The following is a 20,353-nucleotide window of genomic DNA, read 5'->3' on the forward strand; positions in this document are numbered from 1 at the left end:
GCCGGCTATCGAAGCACCCTCAATCAGGTTCCGACAATCAGGAGGCAGGACCATGGCTGACGAACATATCGACATCGCTATCGTGGGCGGGGGCGTATCGGGCGTCTACAGCGCCTGGCGCCTGCAGCAGGCCGATTCGAAGCACAAGATCGTCGTGTTCGAACAAAGCGAGCGCATCGGCGGACGGCTCCTCTCGGTCGCACCGCCGGATAATCCGCACATGGTGGCGGAGCTCGGCGGCATGCGCATCCTGCCGGCGGTGCAGCCGCTCATCAATAAGCTGCTCGATACGCTGAACCACACGCTGCCCCCGAGTCAGCAAATCGAAACCTACAAGTTTCCGGTCGACGAGGGGGTGAACCTCGCGTATCTGCGTGGCGTGCATCTGCGGCTGTCCGACTTCACCAATGAACCGTTCAAGGTCCCGTACCAGTTGTCCTTCCTCGATCGCGGCCAAACTGCGGGCGCCATCATCGTCAATGCGATCGAGCAGATCGTGCCGGGCATCACCGACGCGGGGCTGACCGAAGAGAAGCGCAGAGAGATGGCCCAGCAGGCGAGCTTCGACGGGGTGCCGCTCTACAAGCAAGGGTTCTGGAACGTGCTGATGCGCGTGATCGACGGCGAAGCGTATCAGCTCGGCGTCGATGCGGGCGGCTACAACACGACGCTGACCAATTGGAACGCGGCCGACGCGATTCCCTGGTTTCTGTCCGACTTCGGCGTCAATCCGGAGTACAGAGGGTTCAAGAAGGGCTTTCAGGAAGTGCCGACGACCGTCGCCGGGCTGTTCGTGAAGGCGGGCGGCGAGGTGCGGCTCGGCGCGTCGGTGTCGTCGCTCGAGTGGGTGGATGGCGCATTCGAGTTCAAGGCGAAGGGCAAGCGGGTGCGTGCGCGCAACGTCATCCTGGCCATGCCGCGGCGCGCGCTCGACCTGCTGGCGCAAAGCAGCCCCGTGCTCGGCGACGTGCAGGGGCTCACGTCGAGCGTGACGCCACGGCCGTTGTTCAAGCTGTTCACGACCTACGCCAACCCCTGGTGGCGCGCGGCGGGCGGCAATCAGACGGATGACAAGGGCAAGACGAGTTACGTTCCGTTGGAAGCGGGCAGGTCGGTGACGGACTTGCCGGTGCGGCAGGTTTATTACTGGCCGAAGTCGGACGGTCTCCCCTCGACAGGTGGACCGTCGATGCTGCTCGCGAGCTACGACGACGGCACCAACATCGGCTTCTGGGACGGCTTGCGGCCGCAGCGCCGGCAGCCCAAGCCGGACAACCGGGAAGTGGCGGAGCTGGCGGATCCATTCATCGGCGCCGACGGCGGCGACAGCGGCAAGCGCACGGAGTTGCCCTGGTTCGAGTACGCGGCGCCTCGGCCGATGGTCGCGGAAGTGGCGCGGCAATTGGCGACGATGCACGGCTTGTCGTACACGCCCGAGGTCAGGAATGCCGCGTTCCGCGACTGGGGCGACGATCCGTACGGTGGTGGATGGAACAGCTGGAACATCGGCGTGAAGAGCTGGGAAGTGAAGCAGCAGATCGTGCAGCCGATGGGGAACAAGCCGCTCTACATTTGCGGGGAAGCGTATTCGGATGCGCAAGGCTGGGTCGAAGGTGCCTTGCAGACGGCGGACCTCGTGCTGCGCAAGTTCGGCATCGGCGCGCTGTGATCGGCTTGACCAGGTGCTGATTTTTGCAATCGCGATAGCCCTCTGGTCCGATGCCGGGGGGCTCCGTCGCGGCGGCCACTACTGCCCACAGGAGGAGACGATGGCGCTGTTGCCAAGATTAGTATTACTCGCGTCTAAAACGGAGAATAGCCCTTCCTATTGGATTTCCTCGTACTAACGGATTCAGCATCCAGGCCGTACTGACCTCGAGTGTGTCTCCGTCAAGCTTGTAGAAGCGTTCCTGCTCAGTGCCGTTCCAGGCTTCATTCCAAGATGAGTCAATCTTTGTGATGAACCGATCCGCCTCTATCCGATAGCGTCCTGTATAGGCCATCGCCGTACGGAAAAGCGCCACCAGCTTCTCATCTGTATTCCCTGGCTCCCGCGCCCTTGCGGTAACCAGGACCATCATTCGCCCATCAGAGCCGAAAATAAGGTACCCGTTGGGGTCAGCGCCCCACGGTTGAGTGCGCTCCTTTGAATCCTGAAGCTCGGTATCAAAGGAAACCAACCGCCAGCAACCGTGGAGCTTTGTCGCGCGCTCAGACATATTCCCTCCTGTGATTGATGAACTCCCCTCATGAGTCTTAGCGCATTTTAGCGGCTAGTCGTCCGGCACCGTCGGCCGCACAATTTTTCGTCGTGTCATCCGCCATTTCGAAGCAAGGAGAAGTGCAGTCCAAGAAGCCTACCGCCGCGCGCCAGTTTATCTTCAGGAAGCGTTTTCGGAAGACAAGAGCTTGCATGTGCCGCGGGAGGCATTGGACCCTTATATCGCGTGAGGTGGGTTCATCCGGACCGATTGAGATGAGGCGGAGCCATGACTATCCACAAGCTGAGGGTTCGCACACTCGCGCTCTGCGTGACGCTCGCGTTGCTGGGCCAGAGCGCGGCATTGGCAGGCGAAGTCAAGGTAATGATCTCGGGCTGGTTTGCGCCAGCGTATCGCGAACTGGGACCGCAATTCGAGGAAGCGACCGGCGATACACTGGTCACCATCTGGGGGCCCGCGGTGGGCACGGCCGTGAATGCCTTCCCCGTGCGGCTTGCGCGTGGCGAGTGGGCCGACGTGCTAATTGTGGTCAGTTATGCGCTCGACGATCAGATCAAGGCCGGCACGGTGGCGCCTGACAGCAAGGTGGACTTTGCGCGCTCGCCAATCGGCATGGTGGTTCGCGAGGGGGCGCCGAAACCGGACATCAGCTCTGCCGATGCATTGCGCCGCACGCTGCTCGCGGCGAAGTCAATCGTCTATCCGGACAGTGCGAGTGGAGTCTATATCGGCAGTGAACTGTTTACGCGTCTTGGCATTGATGGGCTTGTAAAAAGCAAGAGCCGCATGGTTCCGGACGAGCGGGTGGCTATTATTGTGGCGAACGGCGAAGCGGAGCTCGGGCTTCAGCAGGTCGTGGAACTGTTGCCGGTGAAGGGAGTGACGGTGGTCGGCAGTTTGCCCGCGGAAATACAAAGCTACACGGTGTTCTCCGGGGGCATCGCCACCTCTGCGAAAAATCCAGCCGGCGCAGAGGCGCTGATCCGGTTTCTGTCGTCGCCGGAGGCGGCGCCGGCGATTGCGAGGACCGGGCTCGAACCGCTCACGGCAGCGCCTGCGAACTAAGCGAAGCAGCAGGGCTGCCGACAAGCGAGCACCGAAAGGGCTGCCGCCATGGGATAGATCAGCTTTTTCCGTCGGCGGCCGCACATTCTTCTGCGCTCGACTGCAGACAGTATGTTTGCACGATCATGGTGGGTTGACCACCAAACAGGGAGCGCTTCATGAAAACGAATTACAAAGTAGCTATCGCACTCGTCGCTGGCGCTGCTATCGGGGGCGCTGCGATCCAAGGACTTCATGCTCAGGCTAAGCCAATCGCCTACGTCGTTGCAGAAGTCGACGTAACAAACTCAGAGGGTTACGCGAAGGAGTTTCTTCCACTCGCGACGAAAGCACTTAGCGACGGCGGGTCCGGTTTCAAGGTGGTTGCTGGAGGGAAAAACGTCACGATTGAAGGCACACCGCCCAAGGCGCGCTATGTGATCGTCAGCTACGAAAACATGGACAAGGCTATCGCTGCCTACAATTCGCCGGCCTTCAAAGAGGCGAGAAAGATTGGCGACAAATATGCTTCCTCGTTCCGCGTCATCGCCGTAGAAGCCCCGCAATAGTTCGCGTTAGTCGCACTGCAGCTCGGCATGGTGATGCAAATCTGCATCAGTCAGTATGAAAATTGAAGCATAAATTCATCCTCTTGCGAACCTATACTTGCGTCCATGCATCAGCCGATGCTTTTAACGGTCACTTTAAGTAAGAGGATTCCATGTCGCAAACCTACAACCTGCCGTCCTCGATGACGGCAATCGAGATCAGTCAACCCGGTGGTCCCGAAGTGCTCACGGCAGTCACGCGCAACGTGCCGCAGCCGGGGGCCGACGAAGTGTTGATCCGCATCCACGCCGCAGGCGTGAACGGACCGGACGTCCTGCAGCGCAAGGGTCTCTACGCGCCGCCTCCCGGGGCCTCCGATATTCCCGGGCTCGAAGTGGCGGGCGAGGTGGTGGCCGTCGGCAGCGGCGTCACGCGCTTTCAGCCGGGCGAAATCGTGTCCGCGTTGATTACGGGCGGCGGGTATGCCGAATACACCGTGGCGAATGAAAATGCCACGTTGCACATTCCCAAGGGATTGAGCGTGGTCGAAGCGGCCGCGATGCCCGAGACCTTCTTGACGGTGTGGCTGAACTTGTTCGAGCGCGGCCGGTTGCAAAAGGGGGAAACCGTCCTGATTCACGGCGGCGCATCCGGCATCGGCACCACGGCGACGATGCTCGCCAAGGCGTTCGGCGCATCGAAGATCATCACGACCGTGGGCTCGGAAGCGCACCTGCAAGCGAGCCTGCGCCTGGGCGCGGACCTGGCGATCAACTACCACGAGGCGGATTTCGTCGAAGAGGTGAAGCGCTTCACCGATGGCAAGGGTGTCGACGTGATCCTCGACATCATCGCGGGCGACTACGTCGCGCGCAACTATCAGGCCGCAGCGATGCACGGGCGCATCGTCCAGGTGAGCGCGTTAGCCGGTCCTGCGAAGGACTTGAACATCTGGCCGCTGATGCAAAAACAGCTCACGCATATCGGCTCGACGCTGCGTGCGCGCAGCTACGCGGAGAAGGCGCGCATCATTCGCGATCTGGAGCAGAACGTGTGGCCGTTCATCGAAGCGGGGACGGTCAAGCCACAAGTCTTCAAAGCGTTCTCGCTCGAAGATGCGCGCAGCGCTCACGAGCTGATCGATTCGTCGCAACATATCGGCAAGATCGTGCTGACGACGAGCGCGTATCGCGCTGCGTGATCAGGGCCTGATTTGCCAATCAATGCGCGCCGCTCAATGCGGCTTGCCGAAAAAGGCCGTGGCCCCTTCGCTCGGCGTGAGGCCGACGCTGTAATAGCCTTCGAGCTTGGCGGCGGCCTCGTCTTTCAGCACGAACGGTGGCCGGACAAACCCCACGGCCACAGCATGATCGAACCACGCGCTCATCCACGCGCGCAGATTGGCCTCGTGCTCGCTGGAGGGAGCGGATGAATCGGCGAGTTGAGCGGACATGGACTCTCTCCTTCGCTGGGTGAGCGTCAGCAGGCGCTCATGGCAGGCCTTGTCGTCTCGGGCGGAATGACATGCCACGAACCGTCGTCGTGGCGAAAGAAAAATAGCATGAACATGCCGGCTGGCCGTTCGAGGTGAATGCAGACGCAGCGTCTTCGCCTGACTGACCCATGCACCATCAGCGATACGCGCACCGATGTCGCTCCCGTGCTGCCGATCCATTTGTCGATCAGCATGCGCAAGGACCTTTCCGCGACTGCCATCTCCGTCTCCAACCTGCCTAATGGGCCATGGAATCATCGTAGTCACGCACAATCCAAGTGCGAAGTCGGGGCAGGCGGAATGTCCCCTCGGAATAGCTTGTATCCGCTGTCAGGAAATCCTGACGGCGAATGTCAGCGTTCTGGCCCGTTATTCCGCGACGAGCCCGTGCTTGATTGCGTAGCGAATCAACTCAGCGTTGTTGCCGAGATTGAGCTTCTGCATGAGCCGCATTTTGTGCGTGCTGATGGTCTTGGCGCTCAATGCGAACGATTCGGCGATGTCGTTGATGCTCTTGCCGGCGGCGAGCATCTGCAAGACCTGGAACTCGCGGTCCGACAGCACCTCGTGCGGCGGCGCCTCGCCCGCATGCGTTTCGAACACGATCGCATCGACAAGTTTCGGATCGATGAACCGTCCGCCTGCCGCGAGCTTGCGGATCGCCGCGAGCAGGATCTCGGGGTCGCTGTCCTTGGTGACGTAGCCCGTTGCGCCGGCCCGCAACGCACGCGACACCACCTGTGCCTCGTTGTGAATGCTGAGCACGAGTATCGGCAGCGCGGGCTGTTCGGTGCGCACGCGCCGGATCAGCCCGATGCCGCTGATGCCCGGCATCGTCATGTCGAGCAGCAGGATGTCGACTTGCAAGATCCGCAGCTTGTCGATCACTTCGGCGCCGTGCGCCGCTTCGCCGGCCACGACGATGTCGGTCGTGGTGGCGATGATTTGTTTGAGGCCGCCGCGAACGATGGCGTGGTCGTCTGCAATGAGAATATGGATCATGTCGTAGAGCCGCCTGTGAGCGGCATATGGATCGAAACTACCGTGCCCGTGCCTGGCGCACTGTCTATTTGCAGCGAAGCCCCGATGAGCCGCGCGCGCTCCTGCATGCCGAGCAGGCCGTAGGAGTACCCCTTCTTCGCTTCGTCGGGATCGAAACCGCACCCGTCGTCGCCGATTTGCAGCGCGAGCGAGGCGCCGTCGTTGTCGAGCGTCACGTCGACGCGCGAGGCGCCCGCGTGGCGCGCGACGTTGGTGAGCGACGCCTGCACGATGCGGAACACCGCGGTCGCATGCGCGTCGTTCAGCGCCGGTTCGCCGCCGCGCACCCGGACGCGGCATGCGATGCCCGTGCGCCGGCCGAAGTCTTCGGCGAGCCATTCGAGCGCCGACACGATGCCGAAATTGAGCGCGGCGGGGCGCAGATGGCTCGCCACGTTGCGCACCATCCAGATCGTTTTTTCGACGAGTTCGCGCATGTCGTCCGATTTGCGTTTCGCCTCGGCGTCGCCGTCGCCCAGACGCATGCGCATGAGCGCCACGTCCATCTTCAGCGCGGTCAATAGTTGGCCGAGTTCGTCATGGATCTCCATCGCGATGCGCTTGCGCTCTTCCTCGCGAATGCCTTCCATGTAGTTCGAGAGTTCGCGCAACTGCTCGCGCGATTCGATCAGCTCCTGTTCGATGCGCTTGCGTTCGGTAATGTCCTGAATCGTGCCGACGAGCTTCGACGGCCGTAGTGTTTCGTCTGGCGCGTATAGCGCTTCGGCCTGCAAGCGCACGATGCGGATCGCGCCGCCTGGGCAGACGACGCGAAGATCGATGCCCTCCGCGCGGGTGCCGCGAACGAGCGCGCGCAGCGTCTGCCGCAACGCGTTGCGATCGTCGGGATGCACGGCGGAGACGAAGGTGCGATAGCTGGGCCGCGGCTTGTGCGCTTCATTGAGCGTCTCATCGAGCGTTTCAGTCAGGCCGAGAATGTTGTAGACCTCGTCGGACCAGTGCGTCATCCCCAAGCGCGCATCCCATCCCCAATCGCCGAGATGCGCGAGCCGCTGCGCGTTCGCCAAGCTCGCCGCGCTCTTGCGCAGCGCTTCGTCCTGCGCGCGGCGCGCGGTGACGTCGTTCATGCCGACGTAGATCGCCGGGGCGTCGTCGTAGGTCGCGACGCGCGCCGTGACGGTCGCCCAGAACATCGTGCCGTTCGGACGCTTGAACTGCACTTCGAAATTGCGAAACGCGCCTTCGCGGCGCAAGTGCTGCACAAGTTGATCGCGCAGCGCCGCATCGACGTAGAAATCGCCCATGTTGATGCCGCGGCTCGTCGTGTCTTCGAAACCGAACAACTGCCGCATCGGCTCATTGCTGAAGAGCAGCTCGCCACAGGGCATCGACGTGATGCAAAACGGCACCGGGCTCGTCTCGACGATCGTCCGAAAGCGCGCCTCGCTCGCCACGCGCTTCGCTTCGACACGCCGCCGTTCGTCGATTTCGAGCGTGAGGCTGGCGTTCGCGCGCGCAAGCTCCTCGGTGCGCTTGACGACGCGTGCTTCGAGTTCGTCGCGCACGCGCGAGAGCGCGATCTCGGCTCGCTCGCGCACGGCGATTTCGTTTTGCAGTTGCTTGTTCTGCGCGACGAGTTGCTTGTACATGGCGCGCAGCGCGAGATGCGTGCCGATGCGCGCCATCATCTCGGCGACTTGCACGGGCTTCGTGATGTAGTCGACGCCGCCCGCCGAGAAACCTTCGAGCAAATGCGCCGTGCCGGTCAGCGACGTCATGAAGATCACGGCGATATCGCGCGTGCGCGGATCGGCCTTGAGACGCCGGCAGGTTTCGAAGCCGTCGATGCCGGGCATCTTCACGTCGAGCAGAATCAAATCGGGCTGCGAGAACTGCGCGCGCTCGAGCGCTTCGTTGCCGTCGAGTGCGACCAGCACGCGAAAGCCCTTGTCGGCGAGGCTGTCCATCACGACGCCGAGGTTCGCGGGGGTATCGTCGACGATGAGGATCGACGGCGGTTCGGTCGTCACGTCGACCGCGATCGCTTCCACGGTGTTCATGATGTGTGCCCCTCATCGAGATGCCGCTCGACAAGCTGGAGGATCGCTTGCGATTGATAGCCCTTGGCGAGCGCGCGCAATTGCGAGGCGAACGGAAGATAGCGTTCGTCGAGCGACGCGACGCGGTCCGCCCATTGCTGGATTTCGCGCATGTTGCCGAGGCGCGCGAGGCGATGCAGCGTCTGCATCTCGGCGCCCGGAACGGTGTAGTGCTCGGTTGCGGGACGCGGCGCGTTCGAATCGGCGAGCGGCGCGTGCGTCCAATCCAATTGCAGCAGCAAGCCCATTTGCGCGACGAGCTTGTCGAAGTCGACCGGCTTGGAGAGGAACGCGTTCGCGCCCGCTTCGAGGCTCTTCTGCTCGTCGGCGCCGGAGGGGCTCGCCGAAACCGCGATGACCGGCACTTCGTCGAACCCGGGCAGGCGTCGCAGCCGCCGTGTCGCATCAAGGCCGTCGAGCACGGGCATCACGATATCGGTCAGCACGAGCGCCGGTTTTTCGGCGAGCGCCTGATCGAGACCTTCGAGACCGTTGACGGCTTCCGTCGTGACGAAGCCGAGCCCGTTCAGAAAATCGCGCGCGACTTTGCGATTGGTCGCATCGTCGTCGACGATCAAGACTTTCACGCGAGGCCCCTCGTAGCCGATGACGGTGCGCTCGGGTAGTTCGGCGGAGCCGGTGGAGACCTTCAGCGCCGGCATCAGCCGGAACCAGAACGCGCTGCCGCTGCCCACTTCGCTCTCGACGCGAATCTCGCCGCCCATTGCGCGCACGAGCTGGCGGCTGATCGCGAGGCCGAGGCCGGTGCCGTCGACGCGATGCCCGGGGCCGCGCGCCTGCTCGAACGGTTCGAAGATCGTCTCGAGTTGATCGGCGGCAATGCCGATGCCGGTATCGCGAACCTCGAAGCGCGCCGTGCCGAACGACGAGCGCGTCACGCGCAGGGTGATGCGGCCGCGCTGCGTGAACTTCACCGCGTTCGCGAGCAGATTGAGCAGCACCTGACGCAAGCGCCGCTCGTCCGCGCGCACGCCGAGCGGGGCATCGTCGGCGAGTTCGCACACGAATTCGAGCGCCTTTTGCTCCGCCTTCACGCCGATGATTTCGCGGATCATCGGCAACAGGCTCGCGAGCGGCACGTCGGACATCTCCAGCCGCAGCTTGCCCGCTTCGATCTTCGCGAAGTCGAGAATGTCTTCGATCAGCACGAGCAGATGCTCGCCGCTTTTTTGAATCACTTCGATGCCGTCACGCTGTTTCTCGCCCAGCGTGTTGTCGCGCCGCAGGATCTGCGCGTAACCGAGGATGCCGTTCAACGGCGTGCGCAATTCGTGGCTCATGCTCGCCAGGAATTCGCCCTTCGCGCGATTGGCCGCTTCCGCGAGACGCCGCGCCTCGCGCTCGGCCGCGGCCTCCTGCTCGTCGAGATAGGCGCGATAGAGCCGCGAGCCCATGCCGTTGAACGCGGTGACGACGCGATCGAGTTCGTCCGGCTGATGGTGCGCGGGCCGCTGCAGCGCCAGCGTTTGCGGCGGCTGGCGGAAGTCGTAATGGCCGACGAAGCGCGCGATCGTCGCGAGGTGGCGCGTGACGAGCACGTAGACGATCGAGATCGTGAAGAGCGAGACGAGAAACGTATTCGCGGCCTGGCTCATCAGGATCACGAACGCGGTGCGCTTGAGTCCGGCGTACAAGTCGGCGAGCGTCGCTTCGACGTGAAGCGTGCCGATCTGCTGCAGCTTGCCCGCCACGCGATAATCGAGCGGAAACTCGCGGACGATCGCCGCGCTCGTTGCACGCTGCCCCGCGGTGACCACCATCGGCGTCTCCGAGCCGGCCTCGCGTACCTCTGCTGCGCGGACGTCCGCGAGGCGCAAGATACCGTCGAGCTCGAGCTGCAGCTGGTCGCGGTCGAGCCGCCAGAGCGCCTCGCTGAGACTGTCGCGATAGCTGCGGTCGATATCGACGAGCTGGTTTTCAATCCGCGCCGCGCCGCGGTGATAATCGCGGTAGAGCTGCACAGCAGTCAGCAGCAGCGTGACGACGACGCTGAACAGCAACACGGTCGCGAGCAGCCGCAGCAGCACGCTATGGCGCGAGCGCTGGACCGGATTCCACAGCACGCCGAACGTATTGAGCGTCATATCTTCCCGCGAGTGTCCGGGTTATTTTTGCCATTATGTGCCACCTGCAAGCCGACTATCATGCGCAAAATGCTTTGCGGACTGTTGTTCTGGTCTCTCCTGAGTTCATCGGTGTTCGCGGCCGACGTGGTGCGTCCGCTGAAATCCGAGGAATACCGCGTTCGCTACGCGTATCCCTTCGAGCTGCTGACGGAGGTGCTGAAAGTCACCACGCCAACTTACGGCCCCTACGTCGAGATCCCCTATACCGATCCGATTTCGATCGCGCGCTCGCACACCGAAGCGCTAAAGGGGGATCGCATCAACATCATGATCAGCGACGCCGGCCATGAAGACTTCGACGAAGGGATGATTCCGATTCCCTTTCCGATCGACCGCGGCTTGCTCGGCTATCGCGTCGCGCTGATCGACAGGCACAGCCAGGCGAAGATCGACACCGTGACGACGCTCGAGCAGCTACGGTCGCTTTCCGTCGGCCAAGGCAGCAATTGGGGCGACGTGCGCGTGTATCAGTACAACCGCGTCCCCGTCACGACTGCCGAAACCTACGACTCGCTTTTTCTGATGCTTCTTCATGGCCGTTTTGATCTCTTCCCCCGCGGCGTTCTCGAGGCACCGGAGGAAGAGCGGGCTTACGGGCCCCGTTATCCGAATCTGGCGATCGACCGGCATCTCCTGATCAAGTACCCGTTCGCGCAGTTCTTCTATGTCAGCAAATCGCAGCCTCGTCTCGCCGCGCGAATCCGTGACGGGCTCGAACTGATGCAAAAAAACGGCAGCTTCCAGGCGTTTTTCAACCGGCACTTCGCCGGCCAGTTGTCGGACCTCGATCTGCCCCATCGGACCATCATCGAACTTCAAAACCCCTATCTGCCGGCTTGGGTGCCGCGCGAGCGCAAGGAACTGTGGTTCGATCCGGCCTCTTTGCGCTAGGCCCCAATCCGTTCACCTGTTCAGGCGTTCGCGGTGCGCCGCGTGCGCTCGGGCAAATAGACGAGGACCTCGTTCGCTCGGTCGACCAGTTCGGCAAGCGCCGGCGCCAGCCCTTGATCCAGCGTTTCAGGGTGGAATTTCTTCAATTCGGACAGCGTTTCGACGAGCCGCTTAATCGACGCCGAGTCGCTGTCGAGCAGCGGCCAGCAATGCATCAGGTAAACCAGCGGCGTCACGCTTCTGGATTCGCACCAGCTATCGAACAGACGCAGGCAGATGCCGTTGATGTGTTCGAGAGCCTGTTCGCGCTCGGACGGATGGAGAGTCATGGGGGCGACCGCGGATCAAGAGTGACCGTACCCGAATGGGCCAATCCCGACGGACCGTGCCGAGGCGCGGTCCGTTCAGGGTTGCATTCCATGGTAGGCGCGCTGGTATACGAATGCCGTCGGGAAACGCGGAAATCGGTTGAGGGGCATTCTGCAATTGAGGTCAGGAAATCCTGACACGCCGCCGCGAAAGTTGTTAACCGAGATGTTGCTGATAATGTCGTTGTTTGCCTTACAATCCAGTACTACCGTGACAAGTGGGCGTCTCCCCGTGATAACGACCGAACGCAAATCGCCCGGCATGCCGGGGCGCATCTACAGCGACATCCTGAACCGCATCATCGACGGCGAATACAAGGAAGGGGATCGCCTGCCGACCGAGCATGCGCTCGCCGAGCGCTTCGCCACCTCGCGCCCGACCGTGCGCGAGGCGCTCGCGCAACTGCGCGCCGACGGCATCATCGCGACGCGCCACGGCTCGGGCACGACGGTCGTGCGCCGCCCGGACCCGAACGTGAAGCGCTTCGCGCCGCTCGAAAGCCTGTCGGACATCAAACGCTGCTACGAATACCGCGTGGTGACCGAATCGGGCGCCGCGGCGCTCGCGGCCGAGAAGGCCGACGACGACGACATCGCCGCGATCCAGCATGAATGGGACAACCTGCAGACGGTGGTCGAAACCGAAGGCATCGGCGCGAAGGACGATTTCGCGTTTCATCTGGCCATTGCGCGCGCGTCGAAGAACCAGTTCTTCATCACGGCGATCTCGTTCATTCAGGAGCAGGTCGTGTTCAGCATGAACCTTTCGCGCAATTTGTCGCTGGTGAAATCCGTCGAGCGCCAGCGGCTCGTGCAACAGGAGCATCTCGCGGTGCTGGAGGCGATCCGCCAACGCGATCCGCAAGCAGCCGCGCATGCGATGCGCCAGCATCTCGAACGGGCGGTCGAGCGGATGTTTGGGTCCTGAGCGGGCCGGACCGCAGAAGTTGTAAGGGGGAGTTGCGCAGATGGTTGGATGTTGTTTGACGACATGGAATCGGCGGTGCTACCTTGAGGGCCGTCGCCCGCTCGACCTCCAGGCAACATGAACGGTTTCCCGATTGTTGAACAAGAAGCAGGCGAGTGAGACGAAGGCAATAAATCCAAGAAGATTTCCATCACGAGAAGTGAGGAGACGAAATGTCTTTTCCAGGCAGGTTGTCAGTCAAGCTGGCGGCCCTCGGCGCCGTCTTCGTTGCGGTGCTCGGCAGCGTTGCCGCCCACGCCGACCCGGTCACACTGAACATCGTCGACGTCGCGGGCAATCTGCAGCTCACGCAAAAGGGCTTCGAGGCGTTCAAGGCGAAGTATCCGAATCTTGTCTCCAACATTACGTATACCAATGCGCCAGCGCCGCAATTGCCGGGCAAGATCAAGGCGATGCAGGCGGCCGGGCGCTCCGATATCGATCTCGTCCTGACCGGCACCGACGCGCTCGCGGCCGGCATCGAACAGAACCTGTGGCTCAAGCTCTTGCCCGATAACGCCGGCGCGTTTCCGGGCCTGCTCGACAAATACGCGCCCGGTCCGCGCAAGATGCAGGACCTGGCGCAGGGCTACGGGATCGAGGTCGCGTATATGCCGGCCGGTCCGCTGATCGAGTACAACCCCGCCAAAGTCAGCGATCCGCCAAAGACGCCCGAGCAACTGCTGCAATGGTGCAAGGCGCATCCGAACAAGCTGATCTATGCGCGTCCGGCGAATTCCGGCCCGGGCCGCACGTTCCTGATGGGCCTGCCTTACGTGCTCGGCGACAAGAACCCACAGGACCCGATCAACGGCTGGGACAAGACCTGGGCGTTCCTCAAGGCGTTGAACGAGTGCATCCCGTACTACCCGGGCGGCACCTCGGCGGTGATGAAGGAGCTGGGCGAGGGCACGCGCGACATGACCGTGACGGTGACGGGCTGGGACCTCAATCCGCGCGCGCTCGGCATCGTGCCGGCCGACTTCAAGGTGCAGGCGTTCGACAACATGACGTGGGTGAACGACGCGCACTACATGGTGATTCCGAAGGGCGTGCCGAAGGACAAGGTTGCGGTACTCCTCAAGCTGATGAACTTCATGCTCGAGCCCGCGCAGCAGGCGTTGACTTACGACGACGGCTACTTCTATCCGGGGCCGGCTGTGAAGGACGTCACGCTGGCCCAGGCCTCCGCGCATAGCCAGGACGTGATCAAGAAGTACGGCCGTCCGGAGTACGACAAGTGGATCGCCGATCGTCCGCATCAGGTACCGCTTTCCGCGCAGGCGATGGTCGCCGCATTTCAGAAATGGGACCGCGAAATCGGCGCGCAGAAGACGAAGTAGGGCCATCACCATCATGAAGCATTCCTTCGAGCGGTTGCGGCTCGACTCGGTATGCCGCAGCTTCACGAATGCGGAAGGCGAGCCGGTCGCCGCGCTCTCCAATCTCGATCTGGAAATCGGGCGCGGCGAGTTCATCGCGCTGCTGGGGCCGTCCGGCTGCGGCAAATCGACGGCGCTCAATTGCATCGCCGGATTGCAGCCGCTCACGGCAGGCGGCATCTGGCTCGACGACGAACGCATCGACGTGCTGCCGCCCGAGAAGCGCGGCTTCGGCATGGTGTTCCAGAACTACGCGCTGTTCCCGCATATGTCGGTGCTGAACAACGTCGGCTTCGGCCTCAAGATGCGCGGCGTGCCGAAGGCGGAAGCGCATCGGCGCGCGCGTGAAGCGCTGCAACTCGTGCAGCTCGTCGGACATGACAACAAGCTGCCGGGGCAGTTGTCCGGCGGGCAGCAGCAGCGTGTCGCGATCGCGCGCGCGATCGTCATCGAGCCGCCGCTCGTGCTCATGGACGAACCGCTGTCGAATCTCGACACGAAGCTGCGCATCGAAATGCGCGCCGAGATCCGGCGCATTCACACGAGCCTCGAGCGCGCGACGATTTATGTGACGCACGACCAGGACGAGGCGCTTTCGATGGCGGACCGCATCGTCGTCATGAAGGAGGGCATCGTGCAGCAGGTTGGTATACCGCAGGCGGTATACGGTCGACCAACGAACCTGCATGTCGCGCGCTTCATGGGCTATCGCAACGTGGTGCCGTTCACGCTCGATGGGACGCTCGGGGAATACGTCACGATGTCGGCACAGGGCGTGCGGCTCGCCGGCGTGGCGATGGCCGGCTACGATCGCAAGGCGGTCGCGCTGGCGATGCGGCCCGACGACTTTGAACTCGCCGCGACCGGCGACGAAAACGCGTTCGACGTGCAAATCGAAACCGTCGAATATGGCGGGCGCGATTCGCTCGTGCTCGCGAATGCGCCGTTCGGCAAGCTGTGGGCGCGCATGCCGGGGGAATTCAGCGAAGGCGAGTGTGTGACGCTGAGAATCGCACCGTCGCGTGTGCTGGTCTACGAGACGGAAGCGCAACGATGAGCACGCTGCCCGTATCTCGCTCGCGGCGCGACGCGAAAGGCTGGCTCGTCGCACCGGCGCTCGCGTTCATCGTTGCGCTCTTCATCTATCCGTTCGCATACGGATTGATGTTGTCGTTTCAGCCGATGAACGGCGGTGGCGCGCTCGCGAACTACGTCACGTTCTTTACTGATACGTCGATGTGGCCGACGATCTTCGTCACCTTGAAGCTCGCGGTGCCCGCGACGCTCATCAACGTCGGCGCATCGGTGCCGGTCGCGTTCGCGCTCCGGCGCAAGTCGCCGTATCAGAAGCTCGTGACCACGCTGCTCGTGATTCCGGTCACGCTCGGCACCGTGCTGATCGCGGACGGCATGCTCACGTACTTCGGCCCGAACGGCTGGTTTTCGCAAGCGGTGACGGGACTGCATCTGGTGTCCGACGAGGTGCGGCTCACGCACAACTATTGGGGCGTGTTGATCTCGCTCGTCGTATCGGGTTTTCCGTTCGCGTTCTTGCTCATGCTCTCGTATGTGACCGGTATCGATCCGACGCTCGCGCGCGCCGCGGCGACGTTGGGTGCGAGCCCGTGGCAGCAGTTCCGGCAGATCTATTTGCCGCTCCTGGTGCCGGGGCTGACGATGGCCGCATGCTTGTCGTTCGTGCAGGCCTTCTCGGTGTTTCCGTCGGCGGTGCTGCTCGGTGCGCCGGCGGGGCCGACGCGCGTGATGTCGATTGCGGCGTCCGAGGCCGCGTTCGAGAGCTACGACTACTCGCTGGCCTCGACGATCGCGATCGTGATGGGCTTCGTGCAGTTGCTCGTCGTCGTGGCGATGCTCGGCGCGCGGCGCTTCTTCTACGCGGGTCCGGTGAGCGGAGGGAAGGGCTGATGGCGATCGACGGCCTCATCGACCGAGCGTGGAAGACGCTGGTCTGGGCCGCGGTGGTGTTCTTCCTGCTGAACATTCTGATGTTGATCGCGACGGTCGCGGTCAATTCCGTCGCCACGCGCTGGTTCGGCACGCCGCTGCCCGAGGGCTTCACGCTGCACTGGTACGGGCAGGCATGGAGCGACTTCCAGCTCGCGAGCGTGCTCTGGGTGACGCTCGAAGTGGTGGGCGCGGTCGTGGTGCTATCGATCGTGCTCGGTGTGCCGGCTGCTTATGCGCTTGCGCGCGTCCGGTTTCCCGGCAAGCGGCTTGCGATGCTCGTATTTCTGCTGCCTTTGATGGTGCCGCCGGTCACCTACGGCATTCCCATGGCGACGGCGATGTACAAGTTCGGTCTCGCAGGCACGCTGCCCGGCGTGATTCTCGCGAACCTGGTGCCCGCGCTGCCGTTCGTGGTTCTCGTGATGACGCCGTTCATCGAGCAGATCGACCCGAATCTCGAATCGGCCGCGCGCATTTTTGGCGCGAATACATTCCGCTATTTCATTCATGTGCTGCTGCCGCTGCTCGTGCCCGGCATGCTCGCGGCGGGCTTGCTCGTGCTCGTGCGCACGATCGGCTTGTTCGAACTGACCTTCTTTACCGCCGGGCCGACCACGCAGACGCTCGTGGTCGCGCTGTACTACGCCGCATTTTCGACCGGCGTGCGCGCCCCGCAATCGATTGACGCGATGGCGATGATCTATATGGCGATCACGCTGATCTGGGTGCTGATCGCGCTGCAATTCGTCAGCCCGACGCAGCTCGTGTCGCGAGTCAACGAACAGCGCTGAGGGACGTATTGCGCGCACGTCGCGCCCGAGTCGTTCAGCGCGGATCGCCGCCTCTTGTCCAAAACGGCCACGTGAATCAGAGCCGCACGCGTAGTACAGCGTGCGGCTCTTGCCGTTTGCAGCCAGCACTCGACGCCGCCTTGCGCCGCCGCTCATGTGCGGTTGCAACAACTTGGCGGAATCGATCACGAGCGTGACGGAATTTGACATTCACGTTCCCGTACGCTTCCAGCCTGACAGAACTGTTTGCGGCAAGTGATGCAAGCGCTTGAAATAAGGCGCTTTCGTGACTTGCGGAAATTCCGATTCGCCTCGCACGAACGCGTGACGAGGCGGACTCCAAAGCGTCGCCGCACCGCACGCGAATCAGCGCGCTGGTCGCCGGACGGCCGCGCGAGTGCTTCGCGCGGTCGCGATAACAGCATGCATAGGAGTACAGAAATTGAGCCAAGAGATCGAGAATGTTCAGACACGCGCTGACGGGCATGCGGACGCGGCATTGCGCATCGCGCCGGTCGTGCTTGCCGGCGGCTCCGGAAGCCGCTTGTGGCCGATGTCACGCGAACAGTTTCCGAAGCAGTTGATCGGGATCGTCGGCCCGGCATCGCTGCTGCAATCGACGGTGCAGCGTATGCGCGATTTCTCGGGCGCACGTGATGTCGTGGCCGCGCCGATTGTGGTCTGCGGCGACGACCATCGTTTCGTGACCGCCGAGCAGCTTCAGGCGAGCGGCGCGCAGGCCCGCATCATCGCCGAGCCCGCGCGGCGCGGTACGGCGCCGGCATTGACGCTGGCGGCGTTGGCGGCGTGCGCGAGCAGCGGCGATGCGATTGTGGTGGCGATGCCCGCCGACCACGCAATTTCGGATACGCCCGCATTCCAGCGTGCGATCGAACGCGCGGCGGACCACGCCGAACGAGGTGCGGTCGTGACGCTCGGGGTGCCGCCTGCGCGTCCCGATACGGGTTTCGGTTATATCCGGCTTGGCGCGGCGCTGGACGGCGGAGCGCACTGCATCGAGCGCTTCGTCGAGAAGCCCGCCGAAGAGCTGGCGGCGCAATACGTCGAATCGGGCGAGTACTGGTGGAACAGCGGCATTTTTGTCGTGCGGGCGAGCATCTGGCTGGACACGCTCGAGCGGCTTCAGCCGCAGATGCACGAGGCGTGCGTCGCCGCGTTTGCGAACGGCCAGGGTGACGGTCCCTTCTTCCGTCCGGCGCTCGAGGACTTCGAGCGCTCGCCGTCCGACTCGATCGACTACGCGGTGATGGAACACCTCGGCTCGAACGCGGCGCCCGCGCAAGGTGTGGTTGTGCCGCTCGAAGCGGGCTGGTCGGATCTCGGGTCATGGGACGCCGTGTGGGACGCGCTCGACAAGGACGCCGACGGCAACGTGGCGCGCGGCCGCGTCGTGTTCGAAGGGTCGACGGCAAGCCTTGCGCATTCCGAGGGACGCCTGGTTGCGTGCGTTGGCGTGACCAACGTCGTGGTGGTCGAGACAGATGATGCGGTGCTCGTCGTCGACCGTTCGCGCGTGCAGGACGTGAAGGGCGTGGTCGAGCGCATCAAGGCAGGCCACGGACCGGAAGCGAACGCGCATCGCAAGGTACGGCGCCCCTGGGGCTACTACGACTCGATCGATCAGGGCGAGCGCTTTCAGGTAAAGCGCATCGTGGTTCAGCCAGGTGCGCGTCTCTCGCTGCAGTTGCATCACCACCGTGCGGAGCATTGGATCGTCGTGCGCGGCACCGCGCTCGTCGTTCGCGGCGAAGAGCAGTTCCTGCTGAGCGAAAACGAATCCACGTTCATTCCCCTGGGCATTCAGCACCGGCTCGAGAACCCCGGCAAGGTGCCGCTCGAGATCATCGAAGTGCAGTCAGGCTCGTATCTGGGTGAAGACGACATCGTGCGTTTTGACGATACCTACGGGCGCGCGTGACGCACGAACGTTGCGGCACACGTTTCCAACCTTGTCAAAGGACAACGGAAAAATGCACGGACCTCGAGGGTTGATGACGCGCGTCCTGGACGTCGTCTTGGTGGTCGGCGGCGCGGTGGCGGCGTCCCAGGTTCGCTTCGAGGACCTGACCGAAAGCCATTTCGATGCGGCGTTCATTGCGTTTGCCGCCGCGTTCGCGCTCGTGCTGTTTCCGGCGTTCGGCGTCTACCAGTCGTGGCGAGGCCGTTCGAAGCTCCGGCTGACCGGGCAAATTTCGCTGGCCTGGCTCGTGGTCCAGGGGTGCGGCTTGGCGCTGATGTTCGCGCTGCACCGGACCGACCTGATTTCGCGGCTGTGGTTCGCGTATTGGACCGGCACGACCGGCGGCGCGCTGATCGTGTCGAGGCTGACCGCGCATACGGTTCTGGCTCGCATTCGCTACGCGGGCTTGAATTTGCGCAAGGTCGCGATCGTTGGCTGCGGTGCGCATTCGGCGCTCGTCATGCACAAGCTCGACGCCTCGCCGGCGAGCGGTTTTCGTGCCTGCGCGATTTTCAACGTGCGCCCTGAGGCTTGCGTCGCGAAGAAGGACGTGCCGGTGTTCGACGACCTTGGCGCGTTCGGCGCGCACGTACGCGCTGAAGGCATGCAGGAGCTTTGGCTGACGTTGCCGCTTTCGGAAGAAAGCACGATCTTGCGCGTGGTCGACGAGTTTCGAGACGACCTCGTGAATATCCGCTACATGCCGGACGTCAGCAGCGTGGCGCTCTTCGACAGCAGCATGACGGATCTGATCGGCGTACCCGCGATCAACTTGGCCGCATCGCCGTTGCCGCATCACGCGATGCTGAAGAAAGAAACGTTCGACCGCGTATTTGCCGCAGTCGCGTTGATGTTGCTGACGCCGCTGCTGATTGCGATTGCGCTTGCCGTCAAGTGCTCGTCGCGCGGCCCGGTGCTCTTCACGCAAAAGCGCAAAGGCGCGGATGGACGCGTGTTCAAGATCTACAAGTTCCGCACGATGCGCCTGCATAGCGAAGAGAAAGGCGTCGTCAAGCAGGCCACTCGCAACGATGTCCGCATTACGCGTGTCGGCGCGTTCCTGCGGCGCACGAGTCTCGACGAGCTGCCGCAATTCTTCAACGTGCTGCGCGGCGAGATGTCGGTGGTCGGACCGCGCCCGCATGCGATCGAGCATGACGAGCTCTATCAGAAGATCGTGAGCGGTTATATCCATCGCTATCGGATCAAGCCTGGCATCACGGGGTGGGCGCAGGTGAACGGCTATCGAGGCGAGACTGATCGGCTCGAGAAGATGCAAGGGCGCGTCGAGTACGACCTTTATTACTTGAGGAATTGGTCGTTTGCGCTGGATATGCGGATTGTGATGGCGACGATCGCTAAAGGCTTCATACACCGTAACGCTTATTGAAGCTGACGCGATGTAACAGAAATCGCTGCGGCGGTTAAAGCAGCGAAATTGCAATAT

19 protein-coding genes are annotated in these 20,353 nt (G+C 62.9%); 12 read left to right on the plus strand and 7 right to left on the minus strand.

The window, feature by feature from the left end; translation table 11 throughout:
- Positions 1–52 precede the first annotated feature (52 nt).
- Positions 53–1,669 carry a flavin monoamine oxidase family protein gene (locus AAHK20_RS27835; protein WP_449184714.1) on the plus strand — a complete coding sequence of 539 codons (1,617 nt, stop codon included), beginning with the start codon at positions 53–55 and terminating at the stop codon, positions 1,667–1,669.
- 124 nt (positions 1,670–1,793) lie between these two features.
- On the opposite strand, the gene AAHK20_RS27840 is transcribed toward AAHK20_RS27835, so the two are convergent.
- Entirely contained in the window at positions 1,794–2,219 is a 426-nt protein-coding gene (locus tag AAHK20_RS27840; protein ID WP_449184715.1) for a lipocalin-like domain-containing protein, read from the minus strand.
- 270 nt (positions 2,220–2,489) lie between these two features.
- Between AAHK20_RS27840 and AAHK20_RS27845 the strand changes: the two genes are divergently transcribed.
- The 3 genes from AAHK20_RS27845 (at position 2,490) to AAHK20_RS27855 (ending at position 5,016) form a co-directional block, all read left to right on the plus strand.
- Positions 2,490–3,287 carry a substrate-binding domain-containing protein gene (locus AAHK20_RS27845; RefSeq protein WP_449184716.1) on the plus strand — a complete coding sequence of 266 codons (798 nt, stop codon included), beginning with the start codon at positions 2,490–2,492 and terminating at the stop codon, positions 3,285–3,287.
- Between the two features lie 158 nt (positions 3,288–3,445).
- Positions 3,446–3,835 carry a DUF1330 domain-containing protein gene (locus AAHK20_RS27850; RefSeq protein ID WP_449184717.1) on the plus strand — a complete coding sequence of 130 codons (390 nt, stop codon included), beginning with the start codon at positions 3,446–3,448 and terminating at the stop codon, positions 3,833–3,835.
- 152 nt (positions 3,836–3,987) lie between these two features.
- The gene (locus AAHK20_RS27855; protein ID WP_449184718.1) at positions 3,988–5,016 is read left to right on the plus strand and encodes an NAD(P)H-quinone oxidoreductase; all 1,029 of its coding nucleotides are present in this window, start codon (positions 3,988–3,990) and stop codon (positions 5,014–5,016) included.
- 33 nt (positions 5,017–5,049) lie between these two features.
- Here the strand turns inward: AAHK20_RS27855 and AAHK20_RS27860 are convergent, their stop codons facing one another.
- The 5 genes from AAHK20_RS27860 to AAHK20_RS27880 all read right to left on the minus strand — a co-directional run bounded on the left by AAHK20_RS27860 (position 5,050) and on the right by AAHK20_RS27880 (position 10,516).
- Complete coding sequence (locus AAHK20_RS27860; protein WP_449184719.1) at positions 5,050–5,268, minus strand: hypothetical protein; 219 nt, start codon at positions 5,266–5,268, stop codon at positions 5,050–5,052.
- Positions 5,269–5,294: 26 nt separating this feature from the next.
- Positions 5,295–5,531 (minus strand): hypothetical protein, encoded by a 237-nt coding sequence (locus AAHK20_RS27865; protein ID WP_449184720.1) that lies wholly within the window; start codon positions 5,529–5,531, stop codon positions 5,295–5,297.
- 148 nt (positions 5,532–5,679) lie between these two features.
- Positions 5,680–6,312 (minus strand): response regulator, encoded by a 633-nt coding sequence (locus AAHK20_RS27870; protein WP_449184721.1) that lies wholly within the window; start codon positions 6,310–6,312, stop codon positions 5,680–5,682.
- Positions 6,309–8,372, minus strand: coding sequence for a hybrid sensor histidine kinase/response regulator (locus AAHK20_RS27875; RefSeq protein ID WP_449184722.1), 2,064 nt, complete (start codon positions 8,370–8,372; stop codon positions 6,309–6,311). The genes AAHK20_RS27870 and AAHK20_RS27875 overlap by 4 nt, the downstream gene beginning before the upstream one ends.
- Positions 8,369–10,516, minus strand: coding sequence for a hybrid sensor histidine kinase/response regulator (locus AAHK20_RS27880; RefSeq protein WP_449184723.1), 2,148 nt, complete (start codon positions 10,514–10,516; stop codon positions 8,369–8,371). The genes AAHK20_RS27875 and AAHK20_RS27880 overlap by 4 nt, the downstream gene beginning before the upstream one ends.
- Between AAHK20_RS27880 and AAHK20_RS27885 the strand changes: the two genes are divergently transcribed.
- Complete coding sequence (locus AAHK20_RS27885) at positions 10,463–11,449, plus strand: transporter substrate-binding domain-containing protein (protein WP_449184724.1); 987 nt, start codon at positions 10,463–10,465, stop codon at positions 11,447–11,449. The two genes, AAHK20_RS27880 and AAHK20_RS27885, sit on opposite strands and share 54 nt — an antisense overlap.
- 20 nt (positions 11,450–11,469) lie before the next feature.
- Here the strand turns inward: AAHK20_RS27885 and AAHK20_RS27890 are convergent, their stop codons facing one another.
- Entirely contained in the window at positions 11,470–11,778 is a 309-nt protein-coding gene (locus AAHK20_RS27890) for a hypothetical protein (RefSeq protein ID WP_449184725.1), read from the minus strand.
- 301 nt (positions 11,779–12,079) lie between these two features.
- On the opposite strand from AAHK20_RS27890, the gene AAHK20_RS27895 reads away from it, so the two are divergent.
- The 7 genes from AAHK20_RS27895 (at position 12,080) to AAHK20_RS27925 (ending at position 20,296) form a co-directional block, all read left to right on the plus strand.
- Positions 12,080–12,745, plus strand: coding sequence for a FadR/GntR family transcriptional regulator (locus AAHK20_RS27895; protein WP_449184841.1), 666 nt, complete (start codon positions 12,080–12,082; stop codon positions 12,743–12,745).
- Positions 12,746–12,957: 212 nt separating this feature from the next.
- Positions 12,958–14,127, plus strand: coding sequence for an extracellular solute-binding protein (locus AAHK20_RS27900; RefSeq protein WP_449184726.1), 1,170 nt, complete (start codon positions 12,958–12,960; stop codon positions 14,125–14,127).
- 13 nt (positions 14,128–14,140) lie between these two features.
- Positions 14,141–15,223, plus strand: a complete 1,083-nt coding sequence (locus AAHK20_RS27905) for an ABC transporter ATP-binding protein (protein ID WP_449184727.1) — start codon at positions 14,141–14,143, stop codon at positions 15,221–15,223.
- Entirely contained in the window at positions 15,220–16,092 is an 873-nt protein-coding gene (locus AAHK20_RS27910) for an ABC transporter permease (RefSeq protein ID WP_449184728.1), read from the plus strand. Before AAHK20_RS27905 ends, AAHK20_RS27910 begins: the two co-directional genes overlap by 4 nt.
- Positions 16,092–16,925, plus strand: coding sequence for an ABC transporter permease (locus tag AAHK20_RS27915; RefSeq protein ID WP_449184729.1), 834 nt, complete (start codon positions 16,092–16,094; stop codon positions 16,923–16,925). Before AAHK20_RS27910 ends, AAHK20_RS27915 begins: the two co-directional genes overlap by 1 nt.
- 442 nt (positions 16,926–17,367) lie before the next feature.
- Positions 17,368–18,864 carry a mannose-1-phosphate guanylyltransferase/mannose-6-phosphate isomerase gene (locus AAHK20_RS27920; protein ID WP_449184730.1) on the plus strand — a complete coding sequence of 499 codons (1,497 nt, stop codon included), beginning with the start codon at positions 17,368–17,370 and terminating at the stop codon, positions 18,862–18,864.
- A 52-nt stretch (positions 18,865–18,916) separates the two neighbouring features.
- Positions 18,917–20,296, plus strand: a complete 1,380-nt coding sequence (locus tag AAHK20_RS27925; RefSeq protein WP_449184731.1) for an undecaprenyl-phosphate glucose phosphotransferase — start codon at positions 18,917–18,919, stop codon at positions 20,294–20,296.
- Positions 20,297–20,353 lie beyond the last annotated feature (57 nt).

Source organism: Trinickia camelliae (assembly GCF_053525655.1).